The 26,006-nt window shown below is 60.0% G+C and carries 23 protein-coding genes; 10 read left to right on the top strand and 13 right to left on the bottom strand.

Annotated features, from left to right (window positions below; translation table 11 throughout):
* Positions 1 to 5 precede the first annotated feature (5 nt).
* Entirely contained in the window at positions 6 to 527 is a 522-nt protein-coding gene (locus RAE21_RS11065) for a CNP1-like family protein (protein ID WP_313881416.1), read from the bottom strand.
* Complete coding sequence (locus tag RAE21_RS11060) at positions 520 to 1,146, bottom strand: RNA pyrophosphohydrolase (protein WP_313876239.1); 627 nt, start codon at positions 1,144 to 1,146, stop codon at positions 520 to 522. Before RAE21_RS11060 ends, RAE21_RS11065 begins: the two co-directional genes overlap by 8 nt.
* A 91-nt stretch (positions 1,147 to 1,237) precedes the next feature.
* On the opposite strand from RAE21_RS11060, the gene RAE21_RS11055 reads away from it, so the two are divergent.
* Both RAE21_RS11055 and RAE21_RS11050 read left to right on the top strand, forming a co-directional pair.
* On the top strand, positions 1,238 to 2,980 hold the full coding sequence (locus tag RAE21_RS11055) for a proline--tRNA ligase (protein ID WP_313881415.1): 1,743 nt from the start codon (positions 1,238 to 1,240) through the stop codon (positions 2,978 to 2,980).
* Entirely contained in the window at positions 2,977 to 3,621 is a 645-nt protein-coding gene (locus RAE21_RS11050) for a lytic transglycosylase domain-containing protein (protein WP_313881414.1), read from the top strand. The genes RAE21_RS11055 and RAE21_RS11050 overlap by 4 nt, the downstream gene beginning before the upstream one ends.
* On the opposite strand, the gene RAE21_RS11045 is transcribed toward RAE21_RS11050, so the two are convergent.
* On the bottom strand, positions 3,618 to 5,492 hold the full coding sequence (locus RAE21_RS11045) for a putative bifunctional diguanylate cyclase/phosphodiesterase (RefSeq protein WP_313881413.1): 1,875 nt from the start codon (positions 5,490 to 5,492) through the stop codon (positions 3,618 to 3,620). The genes RAE21_RS11050 and RAE21_RS11045 overlap by 4 nt on opposite strands.
* 71 nt (positions 5,493 to 5,563) lie before the next feature.
* On the bottom strand, positions 5,564 to 5,890 hold the full coding sequence (gene grxD, locus RAE21_RS11040; protein ID WP_313875365.1) for a Grx4 family monothiol glutaredoxin: 327 nt from the start codon (positions 5,888 to 5,890) through the stop codon (positions 5,564 to 5,566).
* A gap of 116 nt (positions 5,891 to 6,006) precedes the next feature.
* On the opposite strand from grxD, the gene RAE21_RS11035 reads away from it, so the two are divergent.
* Entirely contained in the window at positions 6,007 to 6,483 is a 477-nt protein-coding gene (locus RAE21_RS11035; RefSeq protein WP_313881412.1) for an FKBP-type peptidyl-prolyl cis-trans isomerase, read from the top strand.
* A gap of 168 nt (positions 6,484 to 6,651) precedes the next feature.
* Positions 6,652 to 8,391 (top strand): 2-isopropylmalate synthase, encoded by a 1,740-nt coding sequence (leuA, locus tag RAE21_RS11030; protein ID WP_313881411.1) that lies wholly within the window; start codon positions 6,652 to 6,654, stop codon positions 8,389 to 8,391.
* A 48-nt stretch (positions 8,392 to 8,439) separates the two neighbouring features.
* On the opposite strand, the gene RAE21_RS11025 is transcribed toward leuA, so the two are convergent.
* Both RAE21_RS11025 and prmC read right to left on the bottom strand, forming a co-directional pair.
* On the bottom strand, positions 8,440 to 8,778 hold the full coding sequence (locus RAE21_RS11025; RefSeq protein ID WP_313881410.1) for a zinc ribbon domain-containing protein YjdM: 339 nt from the start codon (positions 8,776 to 8,778) through the stop codon (positions 8,440 to 8,442).
* Between the two features lie 70 nt (positions 8,779 to 8,848).
* Positions 8,849 to 9,682 carry a peptide chain release factor N(5)-glutamine methyltransferase gene (prmC, locus tag RAE21_RS11020; RefSeq protein ID WP_313881409.1) on the bottom strand — a complete coding sequence of 278 codons (834 nt, stop codon included), beginning with the start codon at positions 9,680 to 9,682 and terminating at the stop codon, positions 8,849 to 8,851.
* 189 nt (positions 9,683 to 9,871) lie between these two features.
* Between prmC and RAE21_RS11015 the strand changes: the two genes are divergently transcribed.
* Entirely contained in the window at positions 9,872 to 11,836 is a 1,965-nt protein-coding gene (locus RAE21_RS11015; RefSeq protein ID WP_313881408.1) for a methyl-accepting chemotaxis protein, read from the top strand.
* A 184-nt stretch (positions 11,837 to 12,020) separates the two neighbouring features.
* On the opposite strand, the gene prfA is transcribed toward RAE21_RS11015, so the two are convergent.
* Positions 12,021 to 13,142, bottom strand: a complete 1,122-nt coding sequence (gene prfA / locus RAE21_RS11010) for a peptide chain release factor 1 (protein ID WP_313881407.1) — start codon at positions 13,140 to 13,142, stop codon at positions 12,021 to 12,023.
* A gap of 136 nt (positions 13,143 to 13,278) precedes the next feature.
* The gene (gene hemA, locus RAE21_RS11005) at positions 13,279 to 14,538 is read right to left on the bottom strand and encodes a glutamyl-tRNA reductase (RefSeq protein ID WP_313881406.1); all 1,260 of its coding nucleotides are present in this window, start codon (positions 14,536 to 14,538) and stop codon (positions 13,279 to 13,281) included.
* A 66-nt stretch (positions 14,539 to 14,604) separates the two neighbouring features.
* Here hemA and RAE21_RS11000 point away from each other — a divergent pair, with 66 nt between their 5' ends.
* Complete coding sequence (locus RAE21_RS11000; protein ID WP_428984019.1) at positions 14,605 to 14,895, top strand: hypothetical protein; 291 nt, start codon at positions 14,605 to 14,607, stop codon at positions 14,893 to 14,895.
* A 45-nt stretch (positions 14,896 to 14,940) separates the two neighbouring features.
* The gene (locus RAE21_RS10995) at positions 14,941 to 15,603 is read left to right on the top strand and encodes an HAD family hydrolase (RefSeq protein ID WP_313881405.1); all 663 of its coding nucleotides are present in this window, start codon (positions 14,941 to 14,943) and stop codon (positions 15,601 to 15,603) included.
* Here the strand turns inward: RAE21_RS10995 and ugpQ are convergent.
* From ugpQ to ugpB, 5 genes are all read right to left on the bottom strand, one after another.
* Entirely contained in the window at positions 15,590 to 16,408 is an 819-nt protein-coding gene (gene ugpQ, locus RAE21_RS10990) for a glycerophosphodiester phosphodiesterase (RefSeq protein WP_313881404.1), read from the bottom strand. The two genes, RAE21_RS10995 and ugpQ, sit on opposite strands and share 14 nt — an antisense overlap.
* The gene (gene ugpC / locus RAE21_RS10985) at positions 16,405 to 17,442 is read right to left on the bottom strand and encodes a sn-glycerol-3-phosphate ABC transporter ATP-binding protein UgpC (RefSeq protein ID WP_313881402.1); all 1,038 of its coding nucleotides are present in this window, start codon (positions 17,440 to 17,442) and stop codon (positions 16,405 to 16,407) included. Before ugpC ends, ugpQ begins: the two co-directional genes overlap by 4 nt.
* Before the next feature lie 49 nt (positions 17,443 to 17,491).
* Positions 17,492 to 18,343 carry a sn-glycerol-3-phosphate ABC transporter permease UgpE gene (gene ugpE, locus RAE21_RS10980; RefSeq protein ID WP_313881401.1) on the bottom strand — a complete coding sequence of 284 codons (852 nt, stop codon included), beginning with the start codon at positions 18,341 to 18,343 and terminating at the stop codon, positions 17,492 to 17,494.
* Positions 18,343 to 19,230, bottom strand: coding sequence for a sn-glycerol-3-phosphate ABC transporter permease UgpA (gene ugpA / locus RAE21_RS10975; protein ID WP_313875377.1), 888 nt, complete (start codon positions 19,228 to 19,230; stop codon positions 18,343 to 18,345). Before ugpA ends, ugpE begins: the two co-directional genes overlap by 1 nt.
* A 62-nt stretch (positions 19,231 to 19,292) precedes the next feature.
* Positions 19,293 to 20,612, bottom strand: coding sequence for a sn-glycerol-3-phosphate ABC transporter substrate-binding protein UgpB (gene ugpB, locus RAE21_RS10970; protein ID WP_313881399.1), 1,320 nt, complete (start codon positions 20,610 to 20,612; stop codon positions 19,293 to 19,295).
* A gap of 199 nt (positions 20,613 to 20,811) precedes the next feature.
* On the opposite strand from ugpB, the gene RAE21_RS10965 reads away from it, so the two are divergent.
* The 3 genes from RAE21_RS10965 (at position 20,812) to ubiE (ending at position 25,997) form a co-directional block, all read left to right on the top strand.
* Positions 20,812 to 24,762: an FAD/FMN-binding oxidoreductase gene (locus RAE21_RS10965; RefSeq protein ID WP_313881398.1), complete on the top strand. Its 3,951-nt coding sequence runs from the start codon at positions 20,812 to 20,814 to the stop codon at positions 24,760 to 24,762.
* 9 nt (positions 24,763 to 24,771) lie between these two features.
* Positions 24,772 to 25,185, top strand: coding sequence for a gamma-butyrobetaine hydroxylase family protein (locus tag RAE21_RS10960; RefSeq protein ID WP_313881397.1), 414 nt, complete (start codon positions 24,772 to 24,774; stop codon positions 25,183 to 25,185).
* Positions 25,186 to 25,265: 80 nt separating this feature from the next.
* A complete protein-coding gene (gene ubiE, locus RAE21_RS10955; protein WP_313881396.1) occupies positions 25,266 to 25,997 on the top strand; it encodes a bifunctional demethylmenaquinone methyltransferase/2-methoxy-6-polyprenyl-1,4-benzoquinol methylase UbiE in 732 nt (243 codons plus the stop codon).
* Positions 25,998 to 26,006: the final 9 nt, after the last annotated feature.

Here is a 26,006-nt window from a genome sequence, read left to right as displayed (position 1 = left end):
TGTGACTATTGCTCGCTGGGCGCCCGGTAGTTCGGCGAGTTCTTTCCGAATTTCAGTGCATTGAGAATTTCGGCTTTGCTGCCTGCGACCCGCGATTCGCACGCAGCTTGGCGGGCAAATACGCGGGCGTGGGGGGAAGGCAGATTGCCCATCACATCCCGCCAGACAGGTGTACTCACTACGGACCAATTTCCGGATGAGCCTGCTCGGGCGTAGGTTTTAACCTCACCGGTGAGGCAGCGAATACCTTCGTACATCGCATTGCTCGTTCCGCTGGCGTTGGTCATCACCGCTACGTAACGCACCACGCCGTCGCCCCCGACCATGATGGTGGACGGATCAATACCTACTTTGACGGTTACAAAGTTGGGCATATCCAGGGGCAGCACCTTGGACGTGGAAAATGCAGGAGCCGGGGGCTCCTTTTCTTCGGTCCAATCAGGGTTGTCCAGTGTGTTCTGGGCGCCAGCAAAGCCAATGCACCCTCCGAAAATCAGGAAGGCCAGGGCGGATCGCAAGTTAATCATGGTGTGTGGGCGCATTGGTCCCCGGATCCGGCTCGAAAGACGCCCCAGGTGGCAATTCCATATGGTTAGGCTGCAGGCGGTCGAAACCGCTGTCTGCATCGCGCGTGCGATTACCGCCATGCCGCAGATAGCGGTTGCGACTCTCGTGACGCGGCAAGTAGCGAGATAACTCGGTCAGCGCCATTTCATAGACGCCCCGTTTGAATTCCACCACGGCATCCAGCGGAACCCAATAGTCGTTCCACCGCCAGGCATCGAATTCCGGGTGGTCGGTGGCACGCAGGTTCAAATCCCAGTCGTGGCCCACCAGCTGCAGAAGAAACCAGATCTGCTTTTGCCCTTTGTAATGTCCGCGAGCATCTCTGCGGACAAATCGGTCCGGCACCTCGTAGCGCAACCAGTCGCGGGTACGGGCAACAATGCTCACATGCTCCGGTTGGAGACCCACCTCTTCATGCAACTCCCGGAACATGGCCTGCTCGGGAGTTTCCCCCCGGTCAATGCCACCCTGCGGGAACTGCCACGAGTGTGTGCGTATGCGTTTGCCCCAAAATACCTGATTTTTCTGGTTGAGCAGGACGATGCCGACATTGGGCCGAAATCCGTCCCGGTCAAGCATAATCAAACCCCAATTTTTAAACTTCATTCATTATGCACAGCGAATGCGGTGCATCAAGGTCTGAAGCTCCCTGTAGTTCACCGAGCGACCCATGAAAGCCTCCCAATTTCTGATTTCCACCCTCAAAGAAGCACCCACCGATGCCGAAGTGGTGAGCCACAAGCTGATGATGCGTGCGGGCATGATCAAAAAGTTGGGTGCCGGCATTTACAACTACATGCCCATGGGCTTAAGGGTGATCCGCAAGGTGGAAGCCATCGTCCGTGAAGAAATGAACCGGGCTGGCGCCGTCGAATTGACGATGCCCGTGGTCCAGCCTGCGGAGCTGTGGCAAGAGACCGGCCGCTTTGACAAGATGGGCCCTGAACTGCTGCGTATCAAAGACCGCCATGACCGCGACTACGTAGTGCAGCCCACCAGTGAAGAAGTGGTGACGGACATCGCCCGCCAGGAAATCAAGAGCTACAAGCAGCTGCCCAAAAACCTGTACCAGATCCAGACCAAGTTCCGCGACGAGCGCCGCCCCCGCTTCGGCCTGATGCGTGGCCGTGAATTCATCATGAAGGACGCGTACAGCTTTGACCGCGACCAGGACTCTGCCAAGGCCAGCTACCAAGTCATGGCCAAGGCCTACCGCCGCATTTTTGACCGCTTCGGGTTGACGTACCGCGCAGTTGCGGCAGACAGCGGCGCCATCGGTGGGGATTTGAGCGAAGAGTTTCAGGTGATCGCAGCCACCGGTGAAGACGCCATCGTCTATTGCCCGACCAGTGACTACGCTGCCAATATGGAAAAAGCAGAAGCATTGGCGCCTGTAGCGCCCAGAGCGTCTGCGCAAGCTGCTATGGAAAAAGTAGCAACACCCGGAAAGAGCACCTGTGAGGATGTGGCTGCTTTGTTGGGTGTGGCACTGAACACGACCGTGAAGTCTTTGGTGCTGGCGACAGACGAGAAAGATGAGCACGGCGCGGTCAAAAAGACCCAAGTCTGGCTCTTGCTGCTGCGCGGTGACCATGACATGAACGAGGTCAAGGTCGGCAAGTTGCCGGGTCTGGCAGAGTTCCGATTTGCCACCGTGGGTGAGATTGAAGAGCACTTCGGCTGCAAGCCCGGTTACTTGGGCCCCATTGGCCTGAAGCAGCCGCTCAAGATCGTGGCGGACCGGGATGTGGCGGTCATGGCCGACTGGATTTGTGGTGCCAACGAAGAAGGCTTTCACATTCAGGGTGTCAACTGGGGCCGTGATCTGCCAGAGCCCGACATGGTCGCGGATCTGCGCAACGTGGTCGAGGGCGATGCCTCGCCCGATGGTAAAGGCGTGCTGGCGATTGAGCGCGGCATCGAAGTCGGCCACGTGTTCTACCTGGGCACCAAGTACAGCAAGGCGATGAATGCCACCTTCCTGGATGTGAACGGCAAGCCCCAGTTCATGGAAATGGGTTGCTACGGCATCGGGATCACCCGCCTGCCTGCCGCGGCAGTTGAGCAGAACCACGATGACAAGGGCATCATCTGGCCCGACGCACTGGCACCTTTTGCCGTGGTGCTGTGTGCAATTAACCCAGACCGTTTCCCTGACGTCAAGGCAGCCGCCGACAAGCTCTACGAGGAGCTGTTGGCTGCGGGTGTGGATGTAATTCTGGATGATCGCAATGAGCGGCCAGGCGCTATGTTTGCTGACTGGGAGCTGATTGGTGTGCCCCACCGTGTGAACATTGGCGATCGCGGTTTGAAAGAGGGAGTGGTCGAGTATCAGCACCGCCGCGAAAGCGCGGCCACCAGCGTGGCGGTAGCCGATATTGCTGCGCTGTTGCTGGGCAAGTTGAAGGCATGAATAGGCCGGTGGCCGCATCCGGCATTACCCGCCGGATCGGGCTGCAGCGCTTATTTTTATTAGGCGGCTTGCTATCGTTCTCGCAGCAGAAGGCTTGGGCAGGCAAGCAGCTTGAGGAGCCCTTGGTGGACTCGGTGCGAACAGCGCTGTCGTCGGCCATCTCCAACTCAGCGCCGCCGATTCCTGAGTTCCAAGACACTGAGTCGCGCTTGAATTACTTGCGCTGGCTGGGTGCCATGAGCGAGCGACTCAAAAAGAAAAAGCCGGAGTGGGATGTGCGGCGGGAGTTCTTGCAGACCGTCTGGTACGAGAGCAAGCGCGCAGGTCTGGATGTGTCGCTGGTAATGGGCCTGATTCAAGTAGAAAGCAACTTCCGCAAATTTGCCGTGAGCAGCGTGGGCGCCCGGGGGTATATGCAAGTGATGCCGTTCTGGACACGGGTGCTCGGCGACGGTGATGCCGGCAAGCTGTTTCACATGCAAACCAACCTGCGCTTTGGCTGTGTCATCTTGCGCCATTACCTGGAGCGCGAGCGGGGCGATATGTTTTTGGCTTTGGGACGCTACAACGGCTCGCGTGGCAAGGCGCCTTATCCCAATGCCGTCATGGCGAACAAGCGCCTCTGGGATTGGGCCGGTTAGGCCCGGGCGCGCCAATAAGCCTCAAAGTCATCGGCGGGCATGGGCCTGGCATACAGGTAGCCTTGCCCCTGGTTGCAGCCCATGCCACGCAGGGCCTCGGAGGTCGCTTCGTTTTCCACCCCCTCTGCGGTGACCTTGAGTCCCAGGCTGTCAGCCAAATGGATGATGGCGCTGACCATGGCGACGTCTTTTTCGCCTTGCAGCAAGCGGCGAACAAAGGACTGGTCGATTTTGAGCTTGTGAACCGGAAACCGCTGCAAGTACGACAGGTTGGAATAGCCTGTGCCGAAGTCATCAATCGCCAGTCGGATCCCCGAGGACTGAATCCGCGACAGGGTGGCAATGAACTTCTCGGTGTCGGCAATCAGGGTGGACTCGGTGACTTCAAGCTCCAACTGACTGGGGTCCAGACCAGTGGTCTGCAGGGCGTGGGCAATCACCGCTTCAATATTGCCGCGACTGAATTGCACCGGCGAGAGGTTGACCGACACGAACAGCGGGCCTGCGCCCATGGTTCGCCATGCCTGCATCTGGCGGCAGGCCTCGTTGAGCACCCACTGGCCGATATCGACAATCAGGCCGGACTTTTCTGCCAAGGAAATGAACAGCCCCGGCGACACCATCCCCAACTTGGGGTTTTGCCAGCGGACCAGTGCCTCTGCCCCGATGAGCGCTCCGGTGCGCAGGTCCAGCACCGGCTGGTAGTGCAGCACGAACTCTTCTTGCGCAACCGCTTGGCGCAAGCTGGAGATCAGGTGAAGGCTTTCCGTGATGCTGCTGCGAATGTCTTCGCTGAAGATCCGGTAGGTGTTGCGGCCCGCTTTCTTGGCCTCGTACATGGCGAGATCCGCATGCCGCAGCAACTCGTCAAAAGTGGTGCCTTGAGCGGGGTAAATCGCCACACCAATCGAGCACGATGCCAGCACCTCTTCGCCCCGCAGGCGAAAGGGGGCTTGCATTTTGAGGAGCACTTGTTCGCTCACCAGCGCGATATCGTCGGCGCTGGTGAGTTCGGTCAGACCGATCAGAAACTCATCTCCGCCCTGGCGGCACACCACGTCGCTTTGCCGCACCGTCTCGCGCAGGCGCTGGGCGACCTGAACCAGGAAATCATCGCCCGCGGAATGACCCGCCGAGTCATTTACATCCTTGAAGTTGTCCAGATCCACAAAGAGCAGGGCGACATGGGTGCCGTTCAGTGCGGCTTGCCGCATGGCGTCGGTCAGCAGAGCATTGCCCAACAAGCGGTTGGGCAAACGTGTCAGCCCGTCATGCTGCGCAAGGTAGGTGAGGTTTTTTTCTGAGGCATGGAACCGCGCAATCTGCGAGCGCAGGCGGACTAGTGCGTTTTGCATGTCGTAGGTCAGAAACCAGATCAGAAAGCCGTTCACCAGCAAGATCGACAGGCTGTCCGAGAGCCGGTCCATATCGGTGCCCGGGGTGACGCCGGTTCGCCAGCCGTACAGCGTGCCCAGACCGAGGGCCAATACACACGCCAGCATGAGTGCCAGCAGTGCCCAAAAGTGCCGGGGTTTGAGCAACTGGCCGGCGCCGATCAGAATGACCGGGTAACCAAGGAGCGATGAGTCCCGCAGGCCATCGCTGAACCACATAATGCTGAACAAAGACAGGGTCGCGGTGCTCAACACCAGCCCTGCAGCGGTTTCATGATGGCCCCGGTAATTCAGCCACTGGCAGGGAGGCATCATGGCCGCACCCACAGTGAGCGCGATCACTACATCCCAACGGGACTGCATGCTGTACTGGATCGCCGTGCCCGTGAAGGCAATGAAAACCAGCAGCCCGAATTGAAAAACCCGACGGCTGCGAATCTCGATGTCTTCGATCTCGTCGGTGAAGGCGGTAGACACGGCAGACTCCCTGCAACACGCAATAAACCTGCAGTGCCCGGTCTAAGGTGCCGGGCTGTCCGCAGGTGAATTTAGCCGGCTTGGGTGCCCAGCACTTGCACCAGTTCGCCGGATTCGTACATTTCCATCATGATGTCCGAGCCGCCTATGAACTCGCCCTTGATGTAGAGCTGGGGAATGGTGGGCCAGTTGCTGTATTCCTTGATGCCTTGGCGAATGCCGTCGTCTTCCAGCACGTTCACGGTCTTGACGGTTTTGGTGTCCACGCCACACGCCTTGAGGATCTGAATGGCCCGGCCGGAAAAGCCGCACTGCGGGAAGCTGGCGTTGCCCTTCATGAAAAGCAGGATGTCGTTGGATTTCACCAGTTCGTCAATACGTTGTTGTGCGTCGCTCATGTCAGTACTTCCAAGTAGATAGTTAGATACCCCGATTATTTCACCATCGCATTTGCCTGTCGTCGGTACGGGCGAACGATGCACCCCCTTGACCGCTTTTTAGGATAATCAAGTCCATGAACATCACCAAAAACACCGCAGTCACGCTGCAATTCAAGATTTCCGACGCTACCGGCAAGTTGCTGGACCAAAGCCAGGAGCCCATCGCTTACCTGCACGGCGGCTACGGAAACACCTTCCCCAAGATTGAAGAGGCGTTGGAAGGCCAGGCTGCCGGATTTGCCACCACCATCGAGCTTGCACCCGCCGATGCATTTGGTGAGTACAACGAAGCGCTGTTGCAAACCATCCCCAAGACCCAGTTTCCCCCGGGCGTCAAGGTTGGCGGCCAGTTGGAAGGTCGTTCGGAAGATGGCCAGAGCATTGTCTTCAACGTGGTCAAGATCAAAGGGCCGGTCGTGCATTTGGATGGCAACCACGCTTTGGCCGGCAAAACGCTGCGTTTTGCGCTGAAGGTGCTGGAAGTGCGTGCTGCTAGCGAAGAAGAGGTGGCACACGGCCACGTGCATGGTGCGCACGGACACCACCATTGATTGCGGGATTTGAATTGCTGGCCTCCTTGAATTTCTTGAGGGGCTGGTTTGTTGGCACGATCTGCCAATAAATTTTAAAAATAGGCAAACTGCGCAATCGGCTGCCTGACCTGCGGGGCTAAGATACCAGTCTAGATATTGGTGTCATGCCCTTCAGGAGTTTTTGCCGTGTTGTCCAACCCCGCTACCAAATACCGCGCCTTCCCCGCCATTGACTTGCCGAATCGGCAGTGGCCCACGCGCTCTATCACCCAGCCGCCGATCTGGATGAGCACGGACTTGCGGGACGGCAACCAATCCCTGTTTGAGCCCATGAATGCGGAGCGCAAGATGCGCATGTTCCGCACGCTGCTGCAAGTGGGTTTCAAAGAGATCGAGGTGGGCTTCCCCAGCGCTTCGCAAACCGACTTTGACTTTGTGCGCGAATTGATCGAAGGCGGCCATGTGCCCGACGACGTGACCATCGAAGTGCTCACTCAGTCCCGCGAGCACTTGATCCGTCGCACCATCGAGTCCCTCAAGGGCGCCCGCCGCGCTATCGTGCACGTCTACAACGCTACTGCACCCGTGTTCCGCGATGTGGTGTTCGGCATGAGCAAGCCCGAAGTGAAAGAGTTGGCCGTGTCTTCGGTGCGCCTGATCAAAGAGATCACCGCCACCATGCCGGAGACCGAGTGGGTGCTGCAGTACAGCCCAGAGGTGTTCACCAGCACCGAGCTCGAATTCGCCTGCGAAGTGTGTGATGCCGTCACCGCCGAGTGGGGCGCCACGCCCGCCAACAAGGTGATCCTCAATTTGCCGGCCACCGTGGAGGTGTCCACCCCCAACATTTATGCCGACCAGATCGAGTGGATGCACACCCACTTGGCCCGCCGCGACAGCGTCATCTTGAGCCTGCACCCGCACAACGATCGGGGCACCGGCGTGGCCGCGGCTGAACTGGGCATGATGGCCGGCGCCGACCGCGTCGAAGGCTGCCTGTTCGGCAATGGTGAGCGTACCGGCAATGTGGACCTCGTCACCCTGGCCCTCAACATATACACCCAGGGTGTCAGCCCCGGCCTTGATTTTTCGGACATCAACGCCATTGCCCGCACCGTCGAGCATTGCAACCAGTTGCCCATCCACCCACGCCACCCGTATGTGGGTGACCTGGTGTTCACCGCGTTCAGTGGCTCCCACCAGGATGCCATCAAGAAAGGCTTTGCCGCCCAAAAGGCTGCCGGCCCGGATGCGATGTGGAATGTGCCCTACATGCCCATTGATCCAGCCGATGTGGGCCGCAGCTACGACTCGGTGATCCGGGTCAACAGCCAGTCCGGCAAGGGCGGTGTGGCCTACTTGATGGAAGCCGAGTTCGGCGTGGTCATGCCGCGCCGCCTGCAGGTCGAGTTTTCGGGCGAAGTGCAAAGCTACACCGACAGCCATGGCGGCGAAATGAGCGCGCAAAACATTTGGGACCTGTTTGACGCCACCTACCTGAACGCCGCAGACGCCAAAGTGCGCTATGTGGAGCACCACCTGTTTGACCACCCCGGCCAGACCGGCAAGGCCCATGTGCAGGGCATCCGCATCGGCGTTGAGGTGGACGGCCAGCCCATGCTGATCACCGGTGAGGGTAACGGCCCCATCGACGCAGCAGTGCACGCTTTGCAAACCATTGGCGTCAAAGTGCAGGTGCGCAGCTATGAAGAGCGCAGCACCAAAGCCAGCACCGACGCGGGTGATGCACAAGCCTGTGCTTTCCTGGAGCTGGTGGCTACGAACGGCGATACCGGCAAGGGCGGCGAGCGTTTCGGTGTGGGCATGGACACCAACATCGTGACCGCTTCGGTCAAAGCCCTGATCAGCGGCGTGAACCGCCTGGGCTTGGTGGATGTGGATGCTGCGGAGCCTGTCGCGGCCTGATCACGCTCACTGATGAATAGCCGGGGCAGCGAAAGCGCCCCGGCTTTTTTATGCCTTTTTCAGGAAGCAGGCCTTGAGCATGAAGCTGCCGCCGTCCATCTTGCAGTCCACCTCGTGGTCGCCGCCTACCAGCCGGATGCTTTTGACCTTGGTGCCCTGCTTGAGCACGGTGGAGCTGCCTTTGACTTTCAGGTCTTTGATCAGTACCACCGCATCGCCGTCCTGCAGCACCTGACCGTTGGAGTCTTTGACGACTGCGTTGTCTTCGTCATCCGTCGCTGCAACAGCCTGTGGCCATTCAAAGCCGCAGTCGGCGCAGACAAAGTTGCTGCCGTCGGGGTAGGTGTTTGCCAGAGTGCATTGCGGGCAGGCGGGAGTTGTGGGCATGGGTTCTTTCTATTTGCTATCAATTCAGTAGCTGCTAGCGCAATAAATATGAGCGCTAGAGCTCAATTTCTTATAAATCTGGGGCGGTCCACTGCCCGCCGCTGCAGCGCTCGATTCCGGCCAAGTCCTGGCGGCTTTGCACGTTGGCGAAGCCTGCAGCCTCCAAGAGCGCCCGCACATCAGCGGCTTGGTCATAGCCGTGCTCCAGCAGCAGCCAGCCGCCGGGCTGCAGGCGGGTCTTGGCTTGGTCAATGATGGTGTGAATGTCGTTAAGCCCGTCATTGCCCGCGGTGAGAGCCTGGCGCGGCTCAAAGCGCAGGGCGGGCAGGTGTTCGTCGTCCTCGCGTATATAGGGCGGGTTGGAGACGATGGCCTGAAACACGCCCTGTGTGCCACTGAGCCACGATCCTTGGCTGAAGGTCACCGCCAATCCCAGCCGCTGCGCATTGGCTTGTGCGACGGCCAGTGCGGCGTGGCTGTAGTCCACCGCTTCCACCTGCAGCGCAGGCCGCGTAGCCTTGAGTGCCAGCGCAATAGCACCGCTACCGGTGCCCAGGTCTACCACCCGGGCGTCGGGCGTGGGCTCCAACACATCGAGCGCCCAGTCGACCAGCGTTTCGGTGTCAGGGCGGGGTACCAACACATCGGAGTTGACCTGCAGGTTCAGCCCGTAAAACTCCTTGTGCCCCACGATGTAAGCCACCGGCTCGCCGGCTAACCGGCGCGCAACATAGCCCTGTAGCGAGGTGTTGACCGCTTCGCTCACCATGTCGGTGTCGTGGGCCAGCAACCAGGCCCTCCCTGCCCGCGGCTGACCCAGCGCGTGCAACAAGAGCAGGCGGCTGTCCGTCAGATCCAGGCCCCGGGTTTGCAGGGTGGCGATGGTTTGCGAAATGGAGGGCATATTTGCTCTAAATTTGATAGCGAAGGGTGCAGGGGAAACAGGGGCTAAACGCCTAAATGTCCCAAAAACCGGCTTATTCTGCTTTGCGTATGGGGGGCAAACAAAGTACATTGGATTCACAACAACATACAGGCCCATATTGGCCGGAGCACGCGTTGGTGAGGCGCATTTCTTCAGGAATCCGAGTGTATGAGCCTGCTATTGTCTTCCGGCACGTCTGGACCCTGGTCGGGTCGTCAAAGCTTTTCCCTCAATACCAAAATATGCGCGGCCGCCACTGCCTTGGTGGTGGCCAGCCTTGCCATCACCGCCACAGTGATTGGTTTTCGCAGTAGCGCCACCGCCGAGAGTGCCACGATGGAGCTGGCCCGAACGTCAGCGCGGGAGGCTGCGGGCTCTGTGCAGTCGCGGATCAGGGCCAATTTGTATTCGGTGATGGGGCTGGCGGGCGCCATGGCGACGACCAAGGCGGGCAATCTTCCGCTCCTGCGCCCGCAAATCGATGCGATGGTGAAGTCCACGCTGGTCAGTTCGCCGGATTTTGTGGGCGCGGCAGTCACTTGGGAGCCCAATGCCCTCGATGGCAAAGACGCTGAATTCGCCGGCAAAGCGCCCGAATACGACGCCACCGGTCGCCACATGCCCTACTGGACCCGAAAACCGGGCGGCGCCTTCCATGTCGACCCCATCGTGTTTGACCCCGCGCCGGGGGCAAACGACTGGTATGACATACCGAAGAAAACGGGCAAAGTGTTCTTCACAGAGCCATACGTGTACCCGATTGAGGGCAAAGACGTATTGATGGCCTCGCTGGTGTCGCCGATTGTGGTGGACGGCAAGTTCCTCGGCACCGCCAGTGCCGATTTCGCCTTGACCCAACTCAGTACCATCTTGGCGGAGGTGAAAGTGCTGGGTGGGGGCAGCATTGCACTGATCTCCAATGGCGGCCTGTACGCCACCAACCCGGACGCTGCGCTGGTGAACAAAAAGGCCGAAGACATCCCGGCTGCGGGGCTGGAGGCCGTGCAAAAGGGCCAGCCGTATGAGTACACCGATAGCAGCAACGTCAACCACCTGTTGCAGCCGGTTGCGATCTATCCCGACACGGCGCCATGGGCTGTGCGCATGAGCTTTCCGGACAGTGTGGCGACGGCATCTTCCCGGCAGCTGACTTTTTACACATTGGGCGTCGCACTGCTGTGTGCACTCGCCACAGCGGTCATTCTGGTGACCGTGGTGTCGCGCTTAATGCAGCCCCTGCGGGCTCTGAGCCGGGCCATGGCCGAGGTATCCAGCGGCGAAGCAGATTTGCGTACCAAAATCGCGGTTCAGGGCAACGACGAGCTGGCCGCCATCGGCAACGGCTTCAACCAGTTTGTGGGCAAAATTCACGGCGTCTTGGCGCAAGTGCGCGGCAGTGCTGACAGCGTGGCCAATGCCAGCGCCGAAATTGCCCAAGGCAATAACGACCTGAGCGCCCGCACCGAGCACCAGGCCAGCGCGCTGGAGCAAACCGCTGCCAGCATGGAAGAGCTCAACAGCACCGTCAAACAAAACGCCGATAACGCCCGTCAAGCCAATCAGCTGGCCATGAGCGCCTCCACGGTCGCGGTGCAGGGTGGCGAAGTGGTGAGTCAGGTGGTGGACACCATGAAGGGCATCAATGAAGCCAGCCGCAAGATCAGCGACATCATCAGCGTGATCGATGGCATCGCCTTTCAGACCAATATTCTTGCTTTGAACGCAGCGGTAGAGGCTGCCCGCGCGGGCGAGCAGGGCCGCGGCTTTGCGGTGGTGGCGAGCGAAGTCCGCTCACTTGCCGGCCGCAGTGCAGAGGCTGCCAAAGAAATCAAGAGCCTGATCAACGCCAGCGTGGAACGGGTAGAGCAGGGCACTGCCTTGGTCGACAAAGCGGGCGAGACCATGACCGAAGTGGTCAGCAGTATCCGGCGCGTGACGGACATCATGGGTGAGATCAGCGCCGCCAGCAATGAGCAAAGTGCCGGTGTCGCGCAAGTGGGTGAGGCAGTGACTTCGATGGATCAAGCGACGCAGCAAAACGCGGCCTTGGTGGAAGAGATGGCTGCCGCGGCCAGTAGCTTGAAGAGTCAGGCTAACGACTTGGTGCAGGTGGTGGGGGTGTTCAAGCTCTGACTTTTTTGAAAGTCCAAGCGGTTTTGCGATGGACCGATCGCTTGGGCGACATAGCGTTTTGCTCCGTGTCCCCCGCCCGCTTTGCGGGCTCCTCCTTGACCTGCGCAAAACTCTATGTCGCCCAAGCGCTCTCCGTTATTTGCGGTGAGCGCTCAGCCGCCCCAACTCCACCCCTCAAGCAACATCAATTCAAACTGTTTTCCAGCGCAGCCAACTGCTGCGCAGCTTCATAGGCTTGCAGTGCCTCGACTACATCGTCCAAATCACCTTCCATCGCGCGGTCCAGCTTGTACAGCGTCAAGTTGATGCGGTGGTCGGTCAGCCGGCCTTGCGGGTAGTTGTAAGTGCGGATGCGGTCGCTGCGGTCGCCGCTGCCTACCAGGCTCTTGCGTTCTGCTGCGTCTTTGGCGGCGCGCTCGGAGCGGTCTTTTTCATGAATGCGGGCGGTCAGCACTTTCAGGGCCTGGGCCTTGTTGCTGTGCTGGCTGCGGCCATCCTGACATTCGGCCACGATACCGGTGGGGATGTGCGTGATACGCACTGCCGAGTCGGTCTTGTTGATGTGCTGGCCACCGGCGCCGCTGGCGCGATAGGTGTCGATACGCAGGTCGGAGGGATTGATCTTGATGGCTTCCGCCTCGTCCTGCTCGGCCAGCACCGCAATCGTGCAGGCGCTGGTGTGGATGCGGCCCTGGGTTTCGGTGGCGGGCACGCGCTGCACCCGGTGGCCGCCTGATTCAAACTTGAGCATGCCGTAAGCGCCGCAGGAGCCCGCGCTGGTGGTTGTGCTGCCTTCGATGCGCAGCACCACTTCCTTGTAGCCACCCAGCTCGCTTTCAGACGCGCTCATGATTTCGGTGCGCAGCCCTTTGGCGTCGCAGTAGCGGGTGTACATGCGGGCCAGATCCGCGGCAAAAAGGGCGGATTCGTCGCCCCCCGTGCCGGCACGGATTTCCACAAACGCAGGGCGCGCATCATCCGGGTCCTTGGGCAGCAACATGCGCTGCAGCTCGGCCTCTAACTGGGCCATCTCGGCAGTGGCACCGTCAATTTCCTCCTGCGCCATGGCGAGCATGTCTTCATCGCCCGCCGCATCACCCAGCATTTCCTGCCCTGTGGCCAGATCAGCCTCGCGCTGCTGGAAACGCTCCCAACGCCCCGCCACGGCTGCCACATCGGTGTGCTCCCGTGAGAGCTTAAGGAACTGCTCCATGTCTTTCATGATGTCCTCGCGCGAGAGCAAAAACTCCAGCTCCCCTTGGCGGTCTTTGTACTTGGCAAGCTGTTGGCGAAGAAACGGTTTCATGAGAGTGCAATCTGGAAGTCGGGTTACGCAACGCCGGTAAGGCCCAAGTCGAAGCGAAAAAACAAAATGTGGCTGTTAAAGCCCCCCTCTCGCCCTATGGGGGAGAGGGGTTGGGGGAGTGTGGGCGTCCGCGCAGCTAACGCTTATTCCGCAAGAAAAAGTGCGAAATCGCGTTGCCCGCCCGTTCGCGGGCTGCAGCATCTCCGGCGTGCAGCTCGGCCATGGCGCCATGCAGCATCTTCTGGCTCAGACCTTTGGCCAGTGCTTCCAGCACTGCATCCACATCTTCGCCCTTGGCCAGCATCTTGCGGGCGCGGGCCAATTCCACGGCGCGCCATTCTTCGGCTTGGGCGTTGAGCTGCTGGATCAGGGGCACCGCGCTGCGCTGGTCCACCCAGTGCATAAAGCTTTGCACCCCCGCATCCACAATGGCCTCTGCTTGGGCCACGGCGGCTTGGCGGTTGGCTTGGGCGGTTTGCACCACGCCGGCCAGGTCGTCGACGGTGTAGAGGTACACGTCGCCCAAAGCTTTGACTTCGGGCTCGATGTCGCGCGGCACGGCCAGGTCGACCATGAACATGGGGCGGTGTTTGCGTTTTTTCAGTGCGCGCTCTACGGCGCCCAAGCCAATGATGGGCAGGGTGCTGGCGGTGCAGCTGATGACCGCATCAAACTCGTGCAGCCGCTCCGGCAAGTCGGCCAGGCGCATGACTTCACCCCCGAAGCGGCTGGCCAACTTTTCGCCCCGCTCCAGCGTGCGGTTGGCAATCGCGATGGCCTTAGGGTTCTTGGCTGCAAAGTGCGTAGCGCAGAGCTCGATCATTTCGCCCGCACCCACAAACAGCACCTTGACCTTGGCCAGGTCTTCAAACAAATTGCCGGCCAGGCGCACGGCGGCAGCGGCCATGCTGATGCTGTGCGCGCCGATCTCGGTGGAGGTGCGCACCTCTTTGGCGACGGCGAACGAGCGTTGGAAGAGTTGCGAAAGCGTGGTGCCCAAAGCGCCTGCCTCGTCAGCGGCGCGCACCGCGTCTTTGAGCTGCCCCAGGATTTGCGGCTCGCCCAGCACCATGCTGTCCAAGCCACTGGCCACGCGGAAGGCATGGCGGGCGGCTTCCTGGTCTTCCAGGCGGTAGGTGTGGGAGCGCAGTTCGTTGGCCGAGATGCCGCCGCTCTGGGCCAACCACGCGAGGGTGTGGTCCAGTGCGGCTTCATCGCCTGCGCAGTAGATTTCGGTGCGGTTGCAGGTGGAGACGATGGCCGCTTCTGGGGGGCGGGCCATGCTCTGGCGCAGGCCGTGGAGCTGCGGTGCGATCTGGTCACTGGCGAACGCAAACCGGCCCCGCATATCCAGCGGTGCGGTGGTGTGATTGATGCCTAATGCCCAGACTGCCATATGTTTAGACGCCGATTATAAAATCCAGCGTCTACCCACCCCGCCAAAGCCGCACTAAAGCCACACTTGGCCTTTGCAATGACCGCCATGGGCCCACTCGATCTCCTGAACCACCTGTTGAATTTTGCGGCTCCTGCCTTGTTTGTGGGGCTTCTGCTGGCCCTTCTGGCTCCACTTTTGTATAAAAAAGTGCCGCTAGCGCACGGTCTGCGTGCGCAGGTAGCTATCAATTTTGTAGCGGGTCTGGTGGCCTTGGTGGGCGGTCTCGTATTCTTCGGGCGTGACGGCAAGATGCTCAGCTACGCCGCCATGGTGCTGGCCTGTGCCGCCAGCCAGTGGTGGGCCATGCGCCGCTGAAGCGCTGCGGCCTCTTTTTTCTGTTTCTTTTTTCCCCGGAGTTCTATGTCATCACGGTTCAAGGCGGTTTTGTTTGACCACGACGGCACCTTGGTCGATTCCGAGGCGGTGCATCACGCTTTGTGGAACCAGGTGCTCCAGCCCTATGGCGTAGAGATTCCGCGGGACGTGTACATGCAGCATTACTCCGGCGTGCCCGCCTTGGCCAACGGGGAAGATGTGCGGCAGCGCTACGGCTTGTCGCCCAGTGCCGAGGCACTGGCAGAGGCCAAAAACAGCGCGGCAGCGGTGTATCTGCAAACCCACGCCTTCCCGCTGATGCTCGGCGTGCGCGAATCACTGGCTCGCCTGAACGCTGCCGGTCTGCGCAAAGGCGTGGTCACTGGCGCGCGCATGTTTGCCATTGCCGCCACCTTGCGCTCGCACGCCATGGCGCCGGAGTTTGAGGTGGTGGTGTCTGCCGATGAGGTGGTGCACAGCAAGCCGGCCCCCGATTGCTACCTGCTGGCATTGCAGCAGATGGGCCTGCAAGCCAGCGAGGCCGTGGCATTTGAAGACACCGAGCACGGCGTCGCGTCTGCCATCGCTGCCGGTGTGGCGTGTGTGGCTATACCCACCCCGATGTCAGCCGCCCAAGATTTCAGTGCGGCGACTGTGGTGGTCCAGGATATGGCCGCCGCGGTGGACTGGGTGCTTAAGCGGGGCTGAACAAGTCCACCCGGTCGGTGATGATGCCGTCGGTGTGGAGGTCCATCAGTCGCTGTGCGGTGGGCTCGTCGTTCACGGTGTAGCTCAGGGTGCGCATGCCGGCCGCTTTGGCTTGGGTCACTGTGCTGCTGTCCCAGAGCTTGTGGTTGCACACAACGGCCTGGCAGCCCAGACGCAAGGCGGTCTCCAGCCAGCCGCTCCAGAGCGTGTCCAACAGCAGGCCACGGGGCAACTCAGGCTGGGTCGCCAATGCGCCTTCCAGCGCTTCGGGGTTGAACGAGGTCAGCAGTGGCGGCACCGCCTGACCTGCCCACAGGCGGGCGGCGTGCTGGGCCACGACCTCGCCGGTGTAGCGCTCGGTACCCGGCGTGGGTTTGATCTCGATATTGAGCAAATAGCCGTTGCGGATGCAGTACTGCGCAATCGCGTCCAGCGTCGGGATGGTTTCACCCGCATACGCGCGGCTGTGCCAACTGCCGGCATCGAGCAGGCTCAGGGTGGACCAGCTGTGATTGCCCGCAATCGCTTCGTTCGCTACATCTTTGATAGCTACTCGCGCAGATTCCACCTGCGCTAGAGCCTGATTAGATGCATTCGTGGTACGGGTGAGGGTGGCGTCGTGCAGCAAGAACGGCACGCCATCCGCGCTAAGTTTGACGTCGCATTCGAACATGCGGTAGCCGTGGCTGGCGCCCAGGCGGAAGGCGGACAGCGTGTTCTCAGGCGCCAGCTTGCCGGCACCCCGGTGCGCCACCCAGCGGGGGTAAGGCCAAGCGGGGAGGTCGAACACGTTTTCTGCCGTCATACCGACTCCAACCGCTTGCCGGTCGTAGCGTCGAAGTGGTGAATGCGGTCAGCGCGCGGCGTCACATGCAGCGTGGTACCCAGAGCCGGTGCCGGCTGCGACTCTTCGATACGGATGATGACCGTCTCGTCTGCATCCGCGGCGTTCAATTTGTGCGCCCATTTGCCGTAAATCAGGCGCTCGGCGCCCAGCATTTCGACGGCTTCCACCTGCAGGGCCCAGCCGCCGGGGGTGATATCCAGATGCTCGGGGCGGATGCCGGTGATCACACCGGGCTTGGCGTCTGGTGCGTTTTTGAGCAGGTTCATGGGCGGCGAGCCGATGAAGCTGGCCACAAAGGTGCTGGCCGGGCGGGTGTAGACCTCTTCGGGGGTGCCGAACTGCTCCATCACCCCGCCGTTCATCACAATCATGCGCTGGGCCAGGGTCATGGCCTCGACCTGGTCGTGCGTGACAAACAGGCTGGTTATGCCTAGCTCGCGGTGCAGCTTCTGGATTTCCAGTCGCGTCTGGGCGCGCAGCTTGGCGTCCAGGTTGGAGAGGGGTTCGTCAAACAAAAACACCTGGGGCTGGCGCACGATGGCGCGACCCATGGCGACGCGCTGGCGTTGTCCGCCCGACAGAGCCTTGGGCTTGCGCTCGAGGTAGGGCGCGAGTTCGAGAATCTTTGCGGCTTTGTCCACACGGCGCTTGATCTCGTCCATGGGCACATTGGCGATTTTGAGGCCGTAGGCCATGTTCTCGAACACGCTCATGTGCGGGTAGAGCGCATAGTTCTGGAACACCATGGCAATGTCGCGCTCGCTGGGCTCCAGGTCGTTGACCACGCGCCCGCCGATAGAGATTTGGCCTTCGCTCACTTCTTCCAGGCCGGCCACCATGCGCAGGAGCGTGGATTTGCCGCAGCCGCTGGGGCCGACGATGACGATGAATTCACCATCCTGAATTTGGGCGTTCACCCCGTGGATGACTTGGTTGGCCGTTTTGCCGCTGCCGTAGCGCTTGATGATGTTGTGGAGTTCGATGGAAGCCATAAATTACCGTAATTGGGGTTGTAAGAGGGGGCGTCGGTGTGGCGAGGGCTTATTTCTCGGTGTCCACCAATCCTTTGACGAACCACTTTTGCATCAACATGACGACGAGTGCCGGGGGAATCATGGCCAACATGGCCGTTGCCATGACGATGTTCCACTCGGTTTGCGCATCGCCACCAGAAATCATTTGCTTGATGCCGATCACCACGGGGTACATGTTTTCTTCGGTGGTGACCAGCAGGGGCCAGAGGTACTGGTTCCAGCCGTAAATGAACTGGATCACAAACAAGGCGGCAATGCTGGTGCGCGACAGGGGGACCAGAATGTCCTTGAAAAAGCGCATAGGTCCGGCGCCATCGACCCGGGCGGCTTCGACCAACTCTTCAGGCACCGTCAAGAAAAACTGGCGGAACAAAAAGGTGGCGGTGGCGGAGGCAATCAGGGGAACTGTCAGGCCCGCGTAGCTGTTAAGCAGCCCCAAATCTGCCACCACCTGGTAGGTCGGGCCGATACGCACCTCCACCGGCAGCATCAGGGTCACAAAAATGGCCCAGAAGAAACCCATGCGGAACGGGAAGCGGAAGTACACGATGGCAAACGCCGAGAGCAGCGAGATCGCGATCTTGCCGATGGAGATGGTCAAGGCCGTGATCAGGCTGACCACCATCATGCGGCCCACCGAGGCGTGCGACCCAGAGCCTTGACGTTCGCCACCCAACGCGGTGGCGTAGTTGTCGAGCAAGTGGCTGCCGGGCAGCAGCGGCATGGGCGACTGCACCACCGCATCGGCGGTGTGGGTGGAAGCCACAAAAGTGATGTAGATCGGGAATGCCACGATGAGCACCCCGATGATCAGAATGGCGTGCGACAAGAAGTCCAGCCAGGGGCGTCGTTCGACCATCAGTAATTCACCTTTTTCTCTACAAACCTAAATTGCACCACCGTCAGGGCGATGACGATGATCATCAGCACCACAGACTGGGCCGCTGAGCCGCCGAGGTCCATGGCCTTGAAGCCGTCGAAATACACCTTGTAGACCAGGATGGCGGTGTCTTTGCCCGGGCCGCCTTTGGTAGCCGCGTCCACAATCGCAAACGTGTCAAAAAACGCGTACACGATGTTGATGACCAGCAAAAAGAAGGTGGTGGGGGACAACAAGGGGAGCTGTATCGTCCAGAACCTGCGCCAAGGGCGGGCACCATCCATGGAAGCCGCCTCTATCAGCGACTTGGGGATGGACTGCAGGCCCGCCAGGAAGAACAAAAAGTTATAAGAAATCTGCTTCCACACCGCGGCCATCACGATCAGCGCCATGGCGTGGTCACTGTTGAGCAGCGGGTCCCACGACATGCCGAGCTCCCGGATGCCATAGCTGACGATGCCGATGCTGGGCGCAAACATGAACAGCCAAAGCACGCCGGCCACCGCAGGGGCCACGGCATACGGCCAGATCAAAAAGGTACGGTAAACGCCAGACCCTTTGACCACCCGGTCGGCAAAAATGGCCAGGGTGAGCGACAGCGTCAAGCCCAGCACCGCTACCAGCAACGAAAAAATCGCCGTCGTTTTGAAGGAGGCGAGGTAGGAGGCGTCGTTCCAGAGATTGCGGAAATTGTCGAGCCCGACAAATACCACCGAGGTGCCGAAGGCATCGCTTTGCTGCACCGATTGCAGCAGCGCTTGCGCTGCAGGCCAGAAAAAGAAGATAGAGATGACGGCTACCTGCGGTGCGATCAACACCCAAGGCAGCCATGCGGATTTGAAAACGACGCGTTTTTCAGCAGCCATATGTCCCGATCAGAAATGCAAAGTGGCGGCATAAGCCGCCACTTGTGAGGAAGTGAAAAACCTTACTGGTTCGCTTTTTCGAAACGCACCAGGAGTTCATTGCCGCGTGTCACGACGGAGTCCAGCGCTTCTTTGGCAGTTTTTTTGCCAGCCCAAACTTGTTCGAGCTCTTCGTCCTCGATCGCGCGGATCTGGACATAGTTGCCCAAACGGATACCGCGGGATTTGTCAGTGACCTTGCGGATCATCTGGTTCACCGCCACGTCAGTACCGGGGTTCTCTTTGTAGAAGCCCGACTTTTCGGTCAGCTGGAACGCGGCAGTTGTGATCGGCAGGTAGCCGGTACGCTTGTGGCTGGCAGACTGGATTTCAGGCTTGGACAAAAAGTCGAAGAACTTGGCAATGCCTTTGTATTCCTCTGCTTTTTTGCCGGACATCACCCACAGGCTGGCACCACCGATAACGGTGTTTTGCGGGGCGCCGGGGACGTCTTGGTAGTGCGGCAGCGGGGCCAAACCGAAGTTGAACTTGGCGTTCTTTTTGACGTTGCCGTAGAAACCGCTGGAGGTGGTCATCATGGCGCACTCACCGGATACGAAGCTGGCTTCAGGCACGTTACCGCGGCCCTTGTAGACAAAAATGCCTTGTTTGGCCATGTTCGCCAGGTTTTCAATGTGGCGCACATGCAATGGGGAGTTGATTCGCAAGCGTGCATCCAAGCCAGCCAAGCCGTTTTGCTTGGTGGCAAATTCGACGTTATGCCAAGCGGAGAAGCTTTCCAGCTGGGTCCAGCCTTGCCACGCGATGGACAGCGGGCACTTGTGGCCATTGGCCTTGAGCTTGGCGCCTGCCAGTGCGACTTCGGCCCAGGTGGCAGGTGCTTTCTCTGGGTCCAGACCTGCGGACTTGAACGCATCCTTGTTGTAATAAAACACGGTGGTCGAGCTGTTGAACGGGAAGCTCAGCATCTGGCCATTGGGGGCGGTGTAGTAGCCGGCCACTGCGGGCACGTAGACCTTGGGGTCAAACTTGTAGCCTGCGTCGGTCATGACCTTGCCCACGGGCACGATCGCGTTCTTGCTCGCCATCATGGTGGCCGTGCCGACTTCGAAAACTTGCAGGATGTGCGGGGCGTTGCCGGCGCGGAAGGCCGCGACCGCAGCGGTCATGGATTCGTCGTAAGTGCCTTTGAAGGTCGGCAGGATGCGGTATTCCTTTTGGCTCGCGTTGAACTCTTTGGCCAAGTCGTTCACCCATTCGCCGTTGACGGCGGTCATGGAGTGCCACCACTGGATGTCGGTTTGGGCCTGGGCTTGTGTCGGAATGGAGAATGCTGCAGCGGAAATGGCTGCAATAGACAGTGCTCTGCGGGTAATAGACATGGAATCTTCCTGATGAACGAATGAGGCGACTTTATGGGTGCTTCATTTCAATTTTGTGTCACTCTAATTACACACCAAGGTTTCTGACCGATTGGTCAGGGGTTTCCATTAGAAAAGCCCGTGTATAGGCGGTGCGGTACCATCGCAAACCTATCAAAAAAGGCCTTTTTGGGGCCTATGGCAGCAACTACACACCCTGATGAACGCTCCCACCTCGCTCAATCACCTCCTCAGCGCTGCCCAGCCGGGCGCGCATGCGCAAGAGCGCATTCGTGAAATCCCGTACAACTACACGTCGTTCTCTGACCGGGAAATCGTGATTCGTTTGCTGGGTTCTCAAAGCTGGGAGTTGTTGAACCAGCTGCGCGGAGAGCGGCAGACCGGTCGTTCGGCCCGCATGCTCTATGAAGTGCTGGGCGATGTCTGGGTGGTGCAGCGCAACCCCTATCTGCAGGATGACCTGCTGGACAACCCCAAACGCCGCGGCCAGTTGGTCGATGCGTTGAACCACCGCCTTTCGGAAGTCGAAAAGCGCCGTACCCCCGAGGCCGATCCCGAGCGGGACGCCATGGTCGGCCAGCTGCTGGTGGCTGCCCGGGCGGCGGTTAAAGCGTTTGACGCCGCTTTTGTTGAAGTGGCCGCCCTGCGCAAGAAGACCCAGAAGCTGCTCTACAAGCTCACCGCCAAAGACAACGTCAAGTTTGACGGTCTGAGCCGTGTAAGCCATGTGACCGACGCTACCGACTGGCGTGTGGAGTATCCCTTTGTGGTGCTATGCCCGGATTCGGAAGAAGAGATGGCCCGTTTGGTCAAAGGCTGTATTGAGCTGGGGCTGACCATCATTCCACGTGGGGGCGGCACCGGGTACACCGGAGGCGCGATTCCGCTGACCTGGAAGAGTGTGGTCATCAACACCGAAAAGCTCGAAGCCATGACCGAGGTGGAGATGAAGCGCCTCCCCGGTTTGGACCGTGATGTGGCCACCGTGTGGTCTGAGGCCGGTGTGGTCACTCAGCGCGTAGCCGATGCCGCCGAGCGCGGCGGCTATGTGTTTGCGGTGGACCCGACCTCTGCCGAAGCCTCGTGTATTGGCGGCAACATTGCCATGAATGCCGGCGGCAAAAAGGCCGTGTTGTGGGGCACTGCGCTGGACAACCTGGCCAGCTGGCGCATGGTGACGCCGCAGGCCGAGTGGCTGGAAGTGACCCGTATCAACCACAACATGGGCAAGATCCATGACGTGGATGTGGCCAGCTTTGAGCTGCAGTACTACAAGGCCGACGGCAAAACGCCGATCCGCAAAGAGCGCCTGGACATTCCCGGTGCCACTTTCCGCAAAGAAGGATTGGGCAAAGACGTCACCGACAAGTTCCTGAGCGGCTTGCCCGGCATCCAGAAAGAGGGCACTGATGGCCTGATCACCAGCGCGCGCTGGGTGGTGCACAAGATGCCCGCCCACACCCGCACGGTGTGCCTCGAGTTCTTTGGCAATGCCAAGGACGCGGTGCCTAGCATTGTGGACATCAAGGACTTCATGTTCGCTGAGCAAAAACGCAGCGGCGTGTTGCTAGCCGGCCTGGAGCACTTGGACGACCGCTACCTGAAAGCGGTGGGATACGCCACCAAGAGCAAGCGCGGCGGCTTCCCCAAGATGGTGCTGTTCGGTGACATTGCCGGCGACAACGCCGACGATGTGGCCCGCGTCACCAGCGAAGTGGTGCGCTTGGCCAACGGCCGCAGTGGCGAGGGCTTTGTGGCCATCAGCCCCGAAGCGCGCAAGAAATTCTGGCTGGACCGCAAGCGCACCGCTGCCATCAGTAAACACACCAACGCCTTCAAGATCAATGAAGACGTGGTGATCCCTTTGCCCCGCATGGCCGAGTACACCGACGGCATTGAACGCATCAACATCGAGCTGAGCTTGCAGAACAAGCTGGCCCTGTGCGACGCGCTGACCGAGTTTTTCGAGCGCAGCGATTTGCCCTTGGGCAAGACAGATGACGCCAACGACATTCCGTCGGCCGAGCTGCTGGAAGACCGTGTGGCCCAGGCGCTGGACTTGGTCGCGCAAGTGCGTGGCCAATGGCAGGGCTGGCTGGATGGGGTGGAAACCCTGTTCCCTGAGTTGCAAGACCACCGCCTGCGCGCCAGCTGGAAGACACAAATCCGCACGCCGCTACAAGCGATATTTACGGGCGCAGCGTTCGATGCGATCTTGGCGGAGTGCACCGCCATCCACAAGCGCGTGCTCAAAGGCCGCGTCTGGGTGGCGCTGCACATGCACGCCGGCGACGGCAATGTGCACACCAACATCCCCGTCAACAGCGATGATTACGACATGCTGCAAGCCGCCCACGGTGCAGTCAAACGCATCATGGCGTTGGCCCGTAGCCTGGATGGCGTGATCTCCGGCGAGCACGGCATTGGTATCACCAAGCTGGAGTTTTTGAGCGAAGCTGAGCTGGCCCCATTTATTGCCTACAAGGCCAAGGTGGACCCTGAAGGCCGCTTCAACAAAGGCAAGTTGCTACGGAATCAGGAGCTGCCCGCGCAGCCTGGTAGCGGGTTCGCACCACATTTGACCGCAGATGGCTCGGCGATCTATGCCGATTTGACCAACGCCTACACGCCGTCGTTCGGCCTGATGGGGCACGAGTCTTTGATCATGCAGCAGAGCGATATCGGTGCGATTGCCGATTCGGTCAAGGACTGCCTGCGCTGCGGCAAGTGCAAACCGGTGTGCGCCACCCATGTGCCGCGTGCTAACCTGCTGTACAGCCCGCGCAACAAGATTCTGGCCACCTCATTGCTGGTCGAAGCCTTCCTCTATGAGGAGCAGACCCGCCGCGGCATTAGCGTGAAACACTGGGAAGAGTTTGAAGATGTGGCCGACCACTGTACGGTCTGCCACAAGTGCGAATCGCCCTGCCCGGTGAAGATCGACTTTGGCGACGTGACTATGAACATGCGCAACTTGTTGCGCAAGATGGGGCAGAAGTCTTTCCGCCCCGGCAATGCGGCCGCCATGTTTTTCTTGAACGCGACCAACCCCGAGACCATCAAGTTGATGCGCTCGGCCATGGTGGGCGTGGGCTTCAAGGCGCAGCGCTTGGCCAACCAGGTATTGCGCCTGGCCGCCAAAAAGCAGACCGCCAAGCCGCCGGCTACCGTGGGCACTGCGCCCATCAAAGAGCAGGTGATCCACTTCATCAACAAGAAGATGCCTGGTGGCCTGCCTAAAAAGACCGCCCGCGCTTTGCTGGATATTGAAGATGCGGATTACGTGCCCATCATCCGCAACCCGAAGTCGACCACTTCGGAGACCGAGGCGGTGTTCTACTTCCCCGGCTGCGGTTCTGAGCGCTTGTTCAGCCAAGTGGGCTTGGCGACCCAAGCCATGCTCTGGCATGCCGGCGTGCAAACCGTGCTGCCGCCGGGTTACCTGTGCTGCGGTTACCCCCAGCGTGGCTCTGGCCAGGCGGACAAAGCCGAGAAGATGATCACCGACAACCGGGTGTTGTTCCACCGGGTGGCCAACACCTTGAACTACCTGGACATCAAGACGGTGGTGGTGAGCTGCGGTACCTGTTACGACCAGTTGCAGGGCTACGAGTTCGACAAGATCTTCCCCGGCAGTCGCATCATCGACATCCACGAGTACCTGCTGGAAAAGGGCATTACCCTGGTCCCGGAGGGTGGCGCGGGTGCCGGCTATCTGTATCACGACCCCTGCCACAGCCCCATGAAACTGCAGGACCCGATGAAAACGGTCAAGGCCCTCGTGGGTGACGCTGTCTTGAAGAATGACCGCTGCTGCGGCGAGTCCGGCACGCTAGGCGTGACCCGCCCGGACATTTCCACCCAGATCCGTTTCCGCAAGGAAGAAGAGCTGCGCAAAGGCGAAACTGCATTGCGCGCCCTTACCGCGCCCGAGGGACAGTCGGCCAAGGCGGAAGGCAACGTCAAGATCCTCACCAGCTGCCCGAGCTGCTTGCAGGGCCTTAGCCGCTACGGCAACGATCTGAACAACGGCTTGCTGGAGGCCGACTACATCGTGGTCGAAATGGCCAACCAGATTCTGGGCAAGGAATGGTTGCCCGAGTACGTGCAAACCGCCAATGCCGGTGGCATTGAGCGCGTGCTGGTGTAAGGGGGCGCTATGGCAGGTTTGACCGCTGGCGCGCCGACCCCGCAAGACCTCACGGTGCACGGCCAGAGCCGTGTGCTGGAGGTGGGCTTTTCTGATGGGGCTCGGTTTCGCATTCCATTTGAGCTGATGCGCGTTTACTCGCCGTCGGCCGAGGTGCAGGGTCACGGGCCGGGGCAGGAAACCTTGCAAACCGGCAAGCGCGATGTCACGCTGGAAGCGCTGGAGCAAGTGGGCAACTACGCGGTGCAGCCCCGTTTCTCTGACGGCCATGACACCGGCATTTACACCTGGGACTACCTGTATTTTTTGGGTTCCCAGCAGACTCGCCTGTGGCAGGATTACGAAGACAAGCTGAAGGCCGCGGGCGTAGCGCGCGATGCAGTCATGGCCCCCAAGGGTAGTCATGGCTGTGCCAGCCACTGATGCCCCCAGCCGGATTGCTATTGTTTCAGGAGCTACTTGCGCATATTCCATGAGCGCTGGAGCCCAATTGGATTAAAAATATGAGTACTACCCATTTCGGTTTCAAGTCGGTCGATGAGTCGGAAAAGGCCAGTCACGTGCGTGGCGTGTTTGACTCCGTCGCCCCCAAATACGACCTGATGAACGACCTGATGTCGGCCGGCCTGCACCGTGCCTGGAAGGCCTACACCGTGCTGGTGGCCAACCTTAAAGAAGGCGACAAGGCGCTGGACATTGCCGGGGGTACCGGCGACTTGGCTATGGCCTTCTCCAAAAAAGTCGGCAAGTCCGGCCAGGTGGTGCATACCGATATCAACCAGGCCATGCTCTCCACCGGCCGCAACCGCCTGCTGGACGCCGGCATCGTGTTGCCCACGCTAGTGTGTGATGCAGAGAAGTTGCCTTTCCCTGACAACTACTTCAATGTGGTCAGCGTGGCCTTTGGTCTGCGCAACATGACCCACAAAGACGTGGCTTTGGCAGAAATGCAACGCGTCTTGAAACCCGGCGGCAAGCTGTTGGTACTGGAGTTTTCCAAGGTGGCGCCCCCCTTGGAGAAGGTGTACGACTGGTACTCCTTCAAGGTGTTGCCCCGTTTGGGCAAGATGATCGCCGGAGATGACGCGAGTTACCGCTACCTGGCCGAATCCATTCGCATGCACCCGGGCCAGAAAGAACTAAAGACCCTGATGCACAAAGTGGGCTTTGGTCATGTGGACTATCACAATTTGACTGGCGGTATTGCCGCTTTGCATGTTGGAATCAAGTGCTGAAGACAGTTA

Origin of the sequence: Rhodoferax potami, from assembly GCF_032193765.1 — a bacterium.
Classification (GTDB): Bacteria; Pseudomonadota; Gammaproteobacteria; order Burkholderiales; family Burkholderiaceae_C; genus Allorhodoferax; species Allorhodoferax potami.
Note: the sequence above shows the minus strand (reverse complement) of the source record. Positions and strands in the feature narration are given on the sequence as shown.

Coding starts and splice junctions, on each gene's coding strand:
- RAE21_RS11055 (WP_313881415.1), top strand. CDS start 1,238: ATGAAAGCCTCCCAATTTCTGATTTCCACCCTCAAAGAAGCACCCACC.
- prmC (WP_313881409.1), bottom strand. CDS start 9,682: ATGCCCTCCATTTCGCAAACCATCGCCACCCTGCAAACCCGGGGCCTG.
- RAE21_RS11035 (WP_313881412.1), top strand. CDS start 6,007: ATGAACATCACCAAAAACACCGCAGTCACGCTGCAATTCAAGATTTCC.
- grxD (WP_313875365.1), bottom strand. CDS start 5,890: ATGAGCGACGCACAACAACGTATTGACGAACTGGTGAAATCCAACGAC.
- RAE21_RS11060 (WP_313876239.1), bottom strand. CDS start 1,146: ATGCTTGACCGGGACGGATTTCGGCCCAATGTCGGCATCGTCCTGCTC.
- ugpC (WP_313881402.1), bottom strand. CDS start 17,442: ATGGCTTCCATCGAACTCCACAACATCATCAAGCGCTACGGCAGCGGC.
- ugpB (WP_313881399.1), bottom strand. CDS start 20,612: ATGTCTATTACCCGCAGAGCACTGTCTATTGCAGCCATTTCCGCTGCA.
- RAE21_RS10960 (WP_313881397.1), top strand. CDS start 24,772: ATGGCAGGTTTGACCGCTGGCGCGCCGACCCCGCAAGACCTCACGGTG.
- RAE21_RS11025 (WP_313881410.1), bottom strand. CDS start 8,778: ATGCCCACAACTCCCGCCTGCCCGCAATGCACTCTGGCAAACACCTAC.
- hemA (WP_313881406.1), bottom strand. CDS start 14,538: ATGGCAGTCTGGGCATTAGGCATCAATCACACCACCGCACCGCTGGAT.
- ugpQ (WP_313881404.1), bottom strand. CDS start 16,408: ATGACGGCAGAAAACGTGTTCGACCTCCCCGCTTGGCCTTACCCCCGC.
- ugpA (WP_313875377.1), bottom strand. CDS start 19,230: ATGGCTGCTGAAAAACGCGTCGTTTTCAAATCCGCATGGCTGCCTTGG.
- ugpE (WP_313881401.1), bottom strand. CDS start 18,343: ATGGTCGAACGACGCCCCTGGCTGGACTTCTTGTCGCACGCCATTCTG.
- RAE21_RS10995 (WP_313881405.1), top strand. CDS start 14,941: ATGTCATCACGGTTCAAGGCGGTTTTGTTTGACCACGACGGCACCTTG.
- prfA (WP_313881407.1), bottom strand. CDS start 13,142: ATGAAACCGTTTCTTCGCCAACAGCTTGCCAAGTACAAAGACCGCCAA.
- ubiE (WP_313881396.1), top strand. CDS start 25,266: ATGAGTACTACCCATTTCGGTTTCAAGTCGGTCGATGAGTCGGAAAAG.
- RAE21_RS10965 (WP_313881398.1), top strand. CDS start 20,812: ATGAACGCTCCCACCTCGCTCAATCACCTCCTCAGCGCTGCCCAGCCG.
- RAE21_RS11015 (WP_313881408.1), top strand. CDS start 9,872: ATGAGCCTGCTATTGTCTTCCGGCACGTCTGGACCCTGGTCGGGTCGT.
- RAE21_RS11065 (WP_313881416.1), bottom strand. CDS start 527: ATGATTAACTTGCGATCCGCCCTGGCCTTCCTGATTTTCGGAGGGTGC.
- RAE21_RS11050 (WP_313881414.1), top strand. CDS start 2,977: ATGAATAGGCCGGTGGCCGCATCCGGCATTACCCGCCGGATCGGGCTG.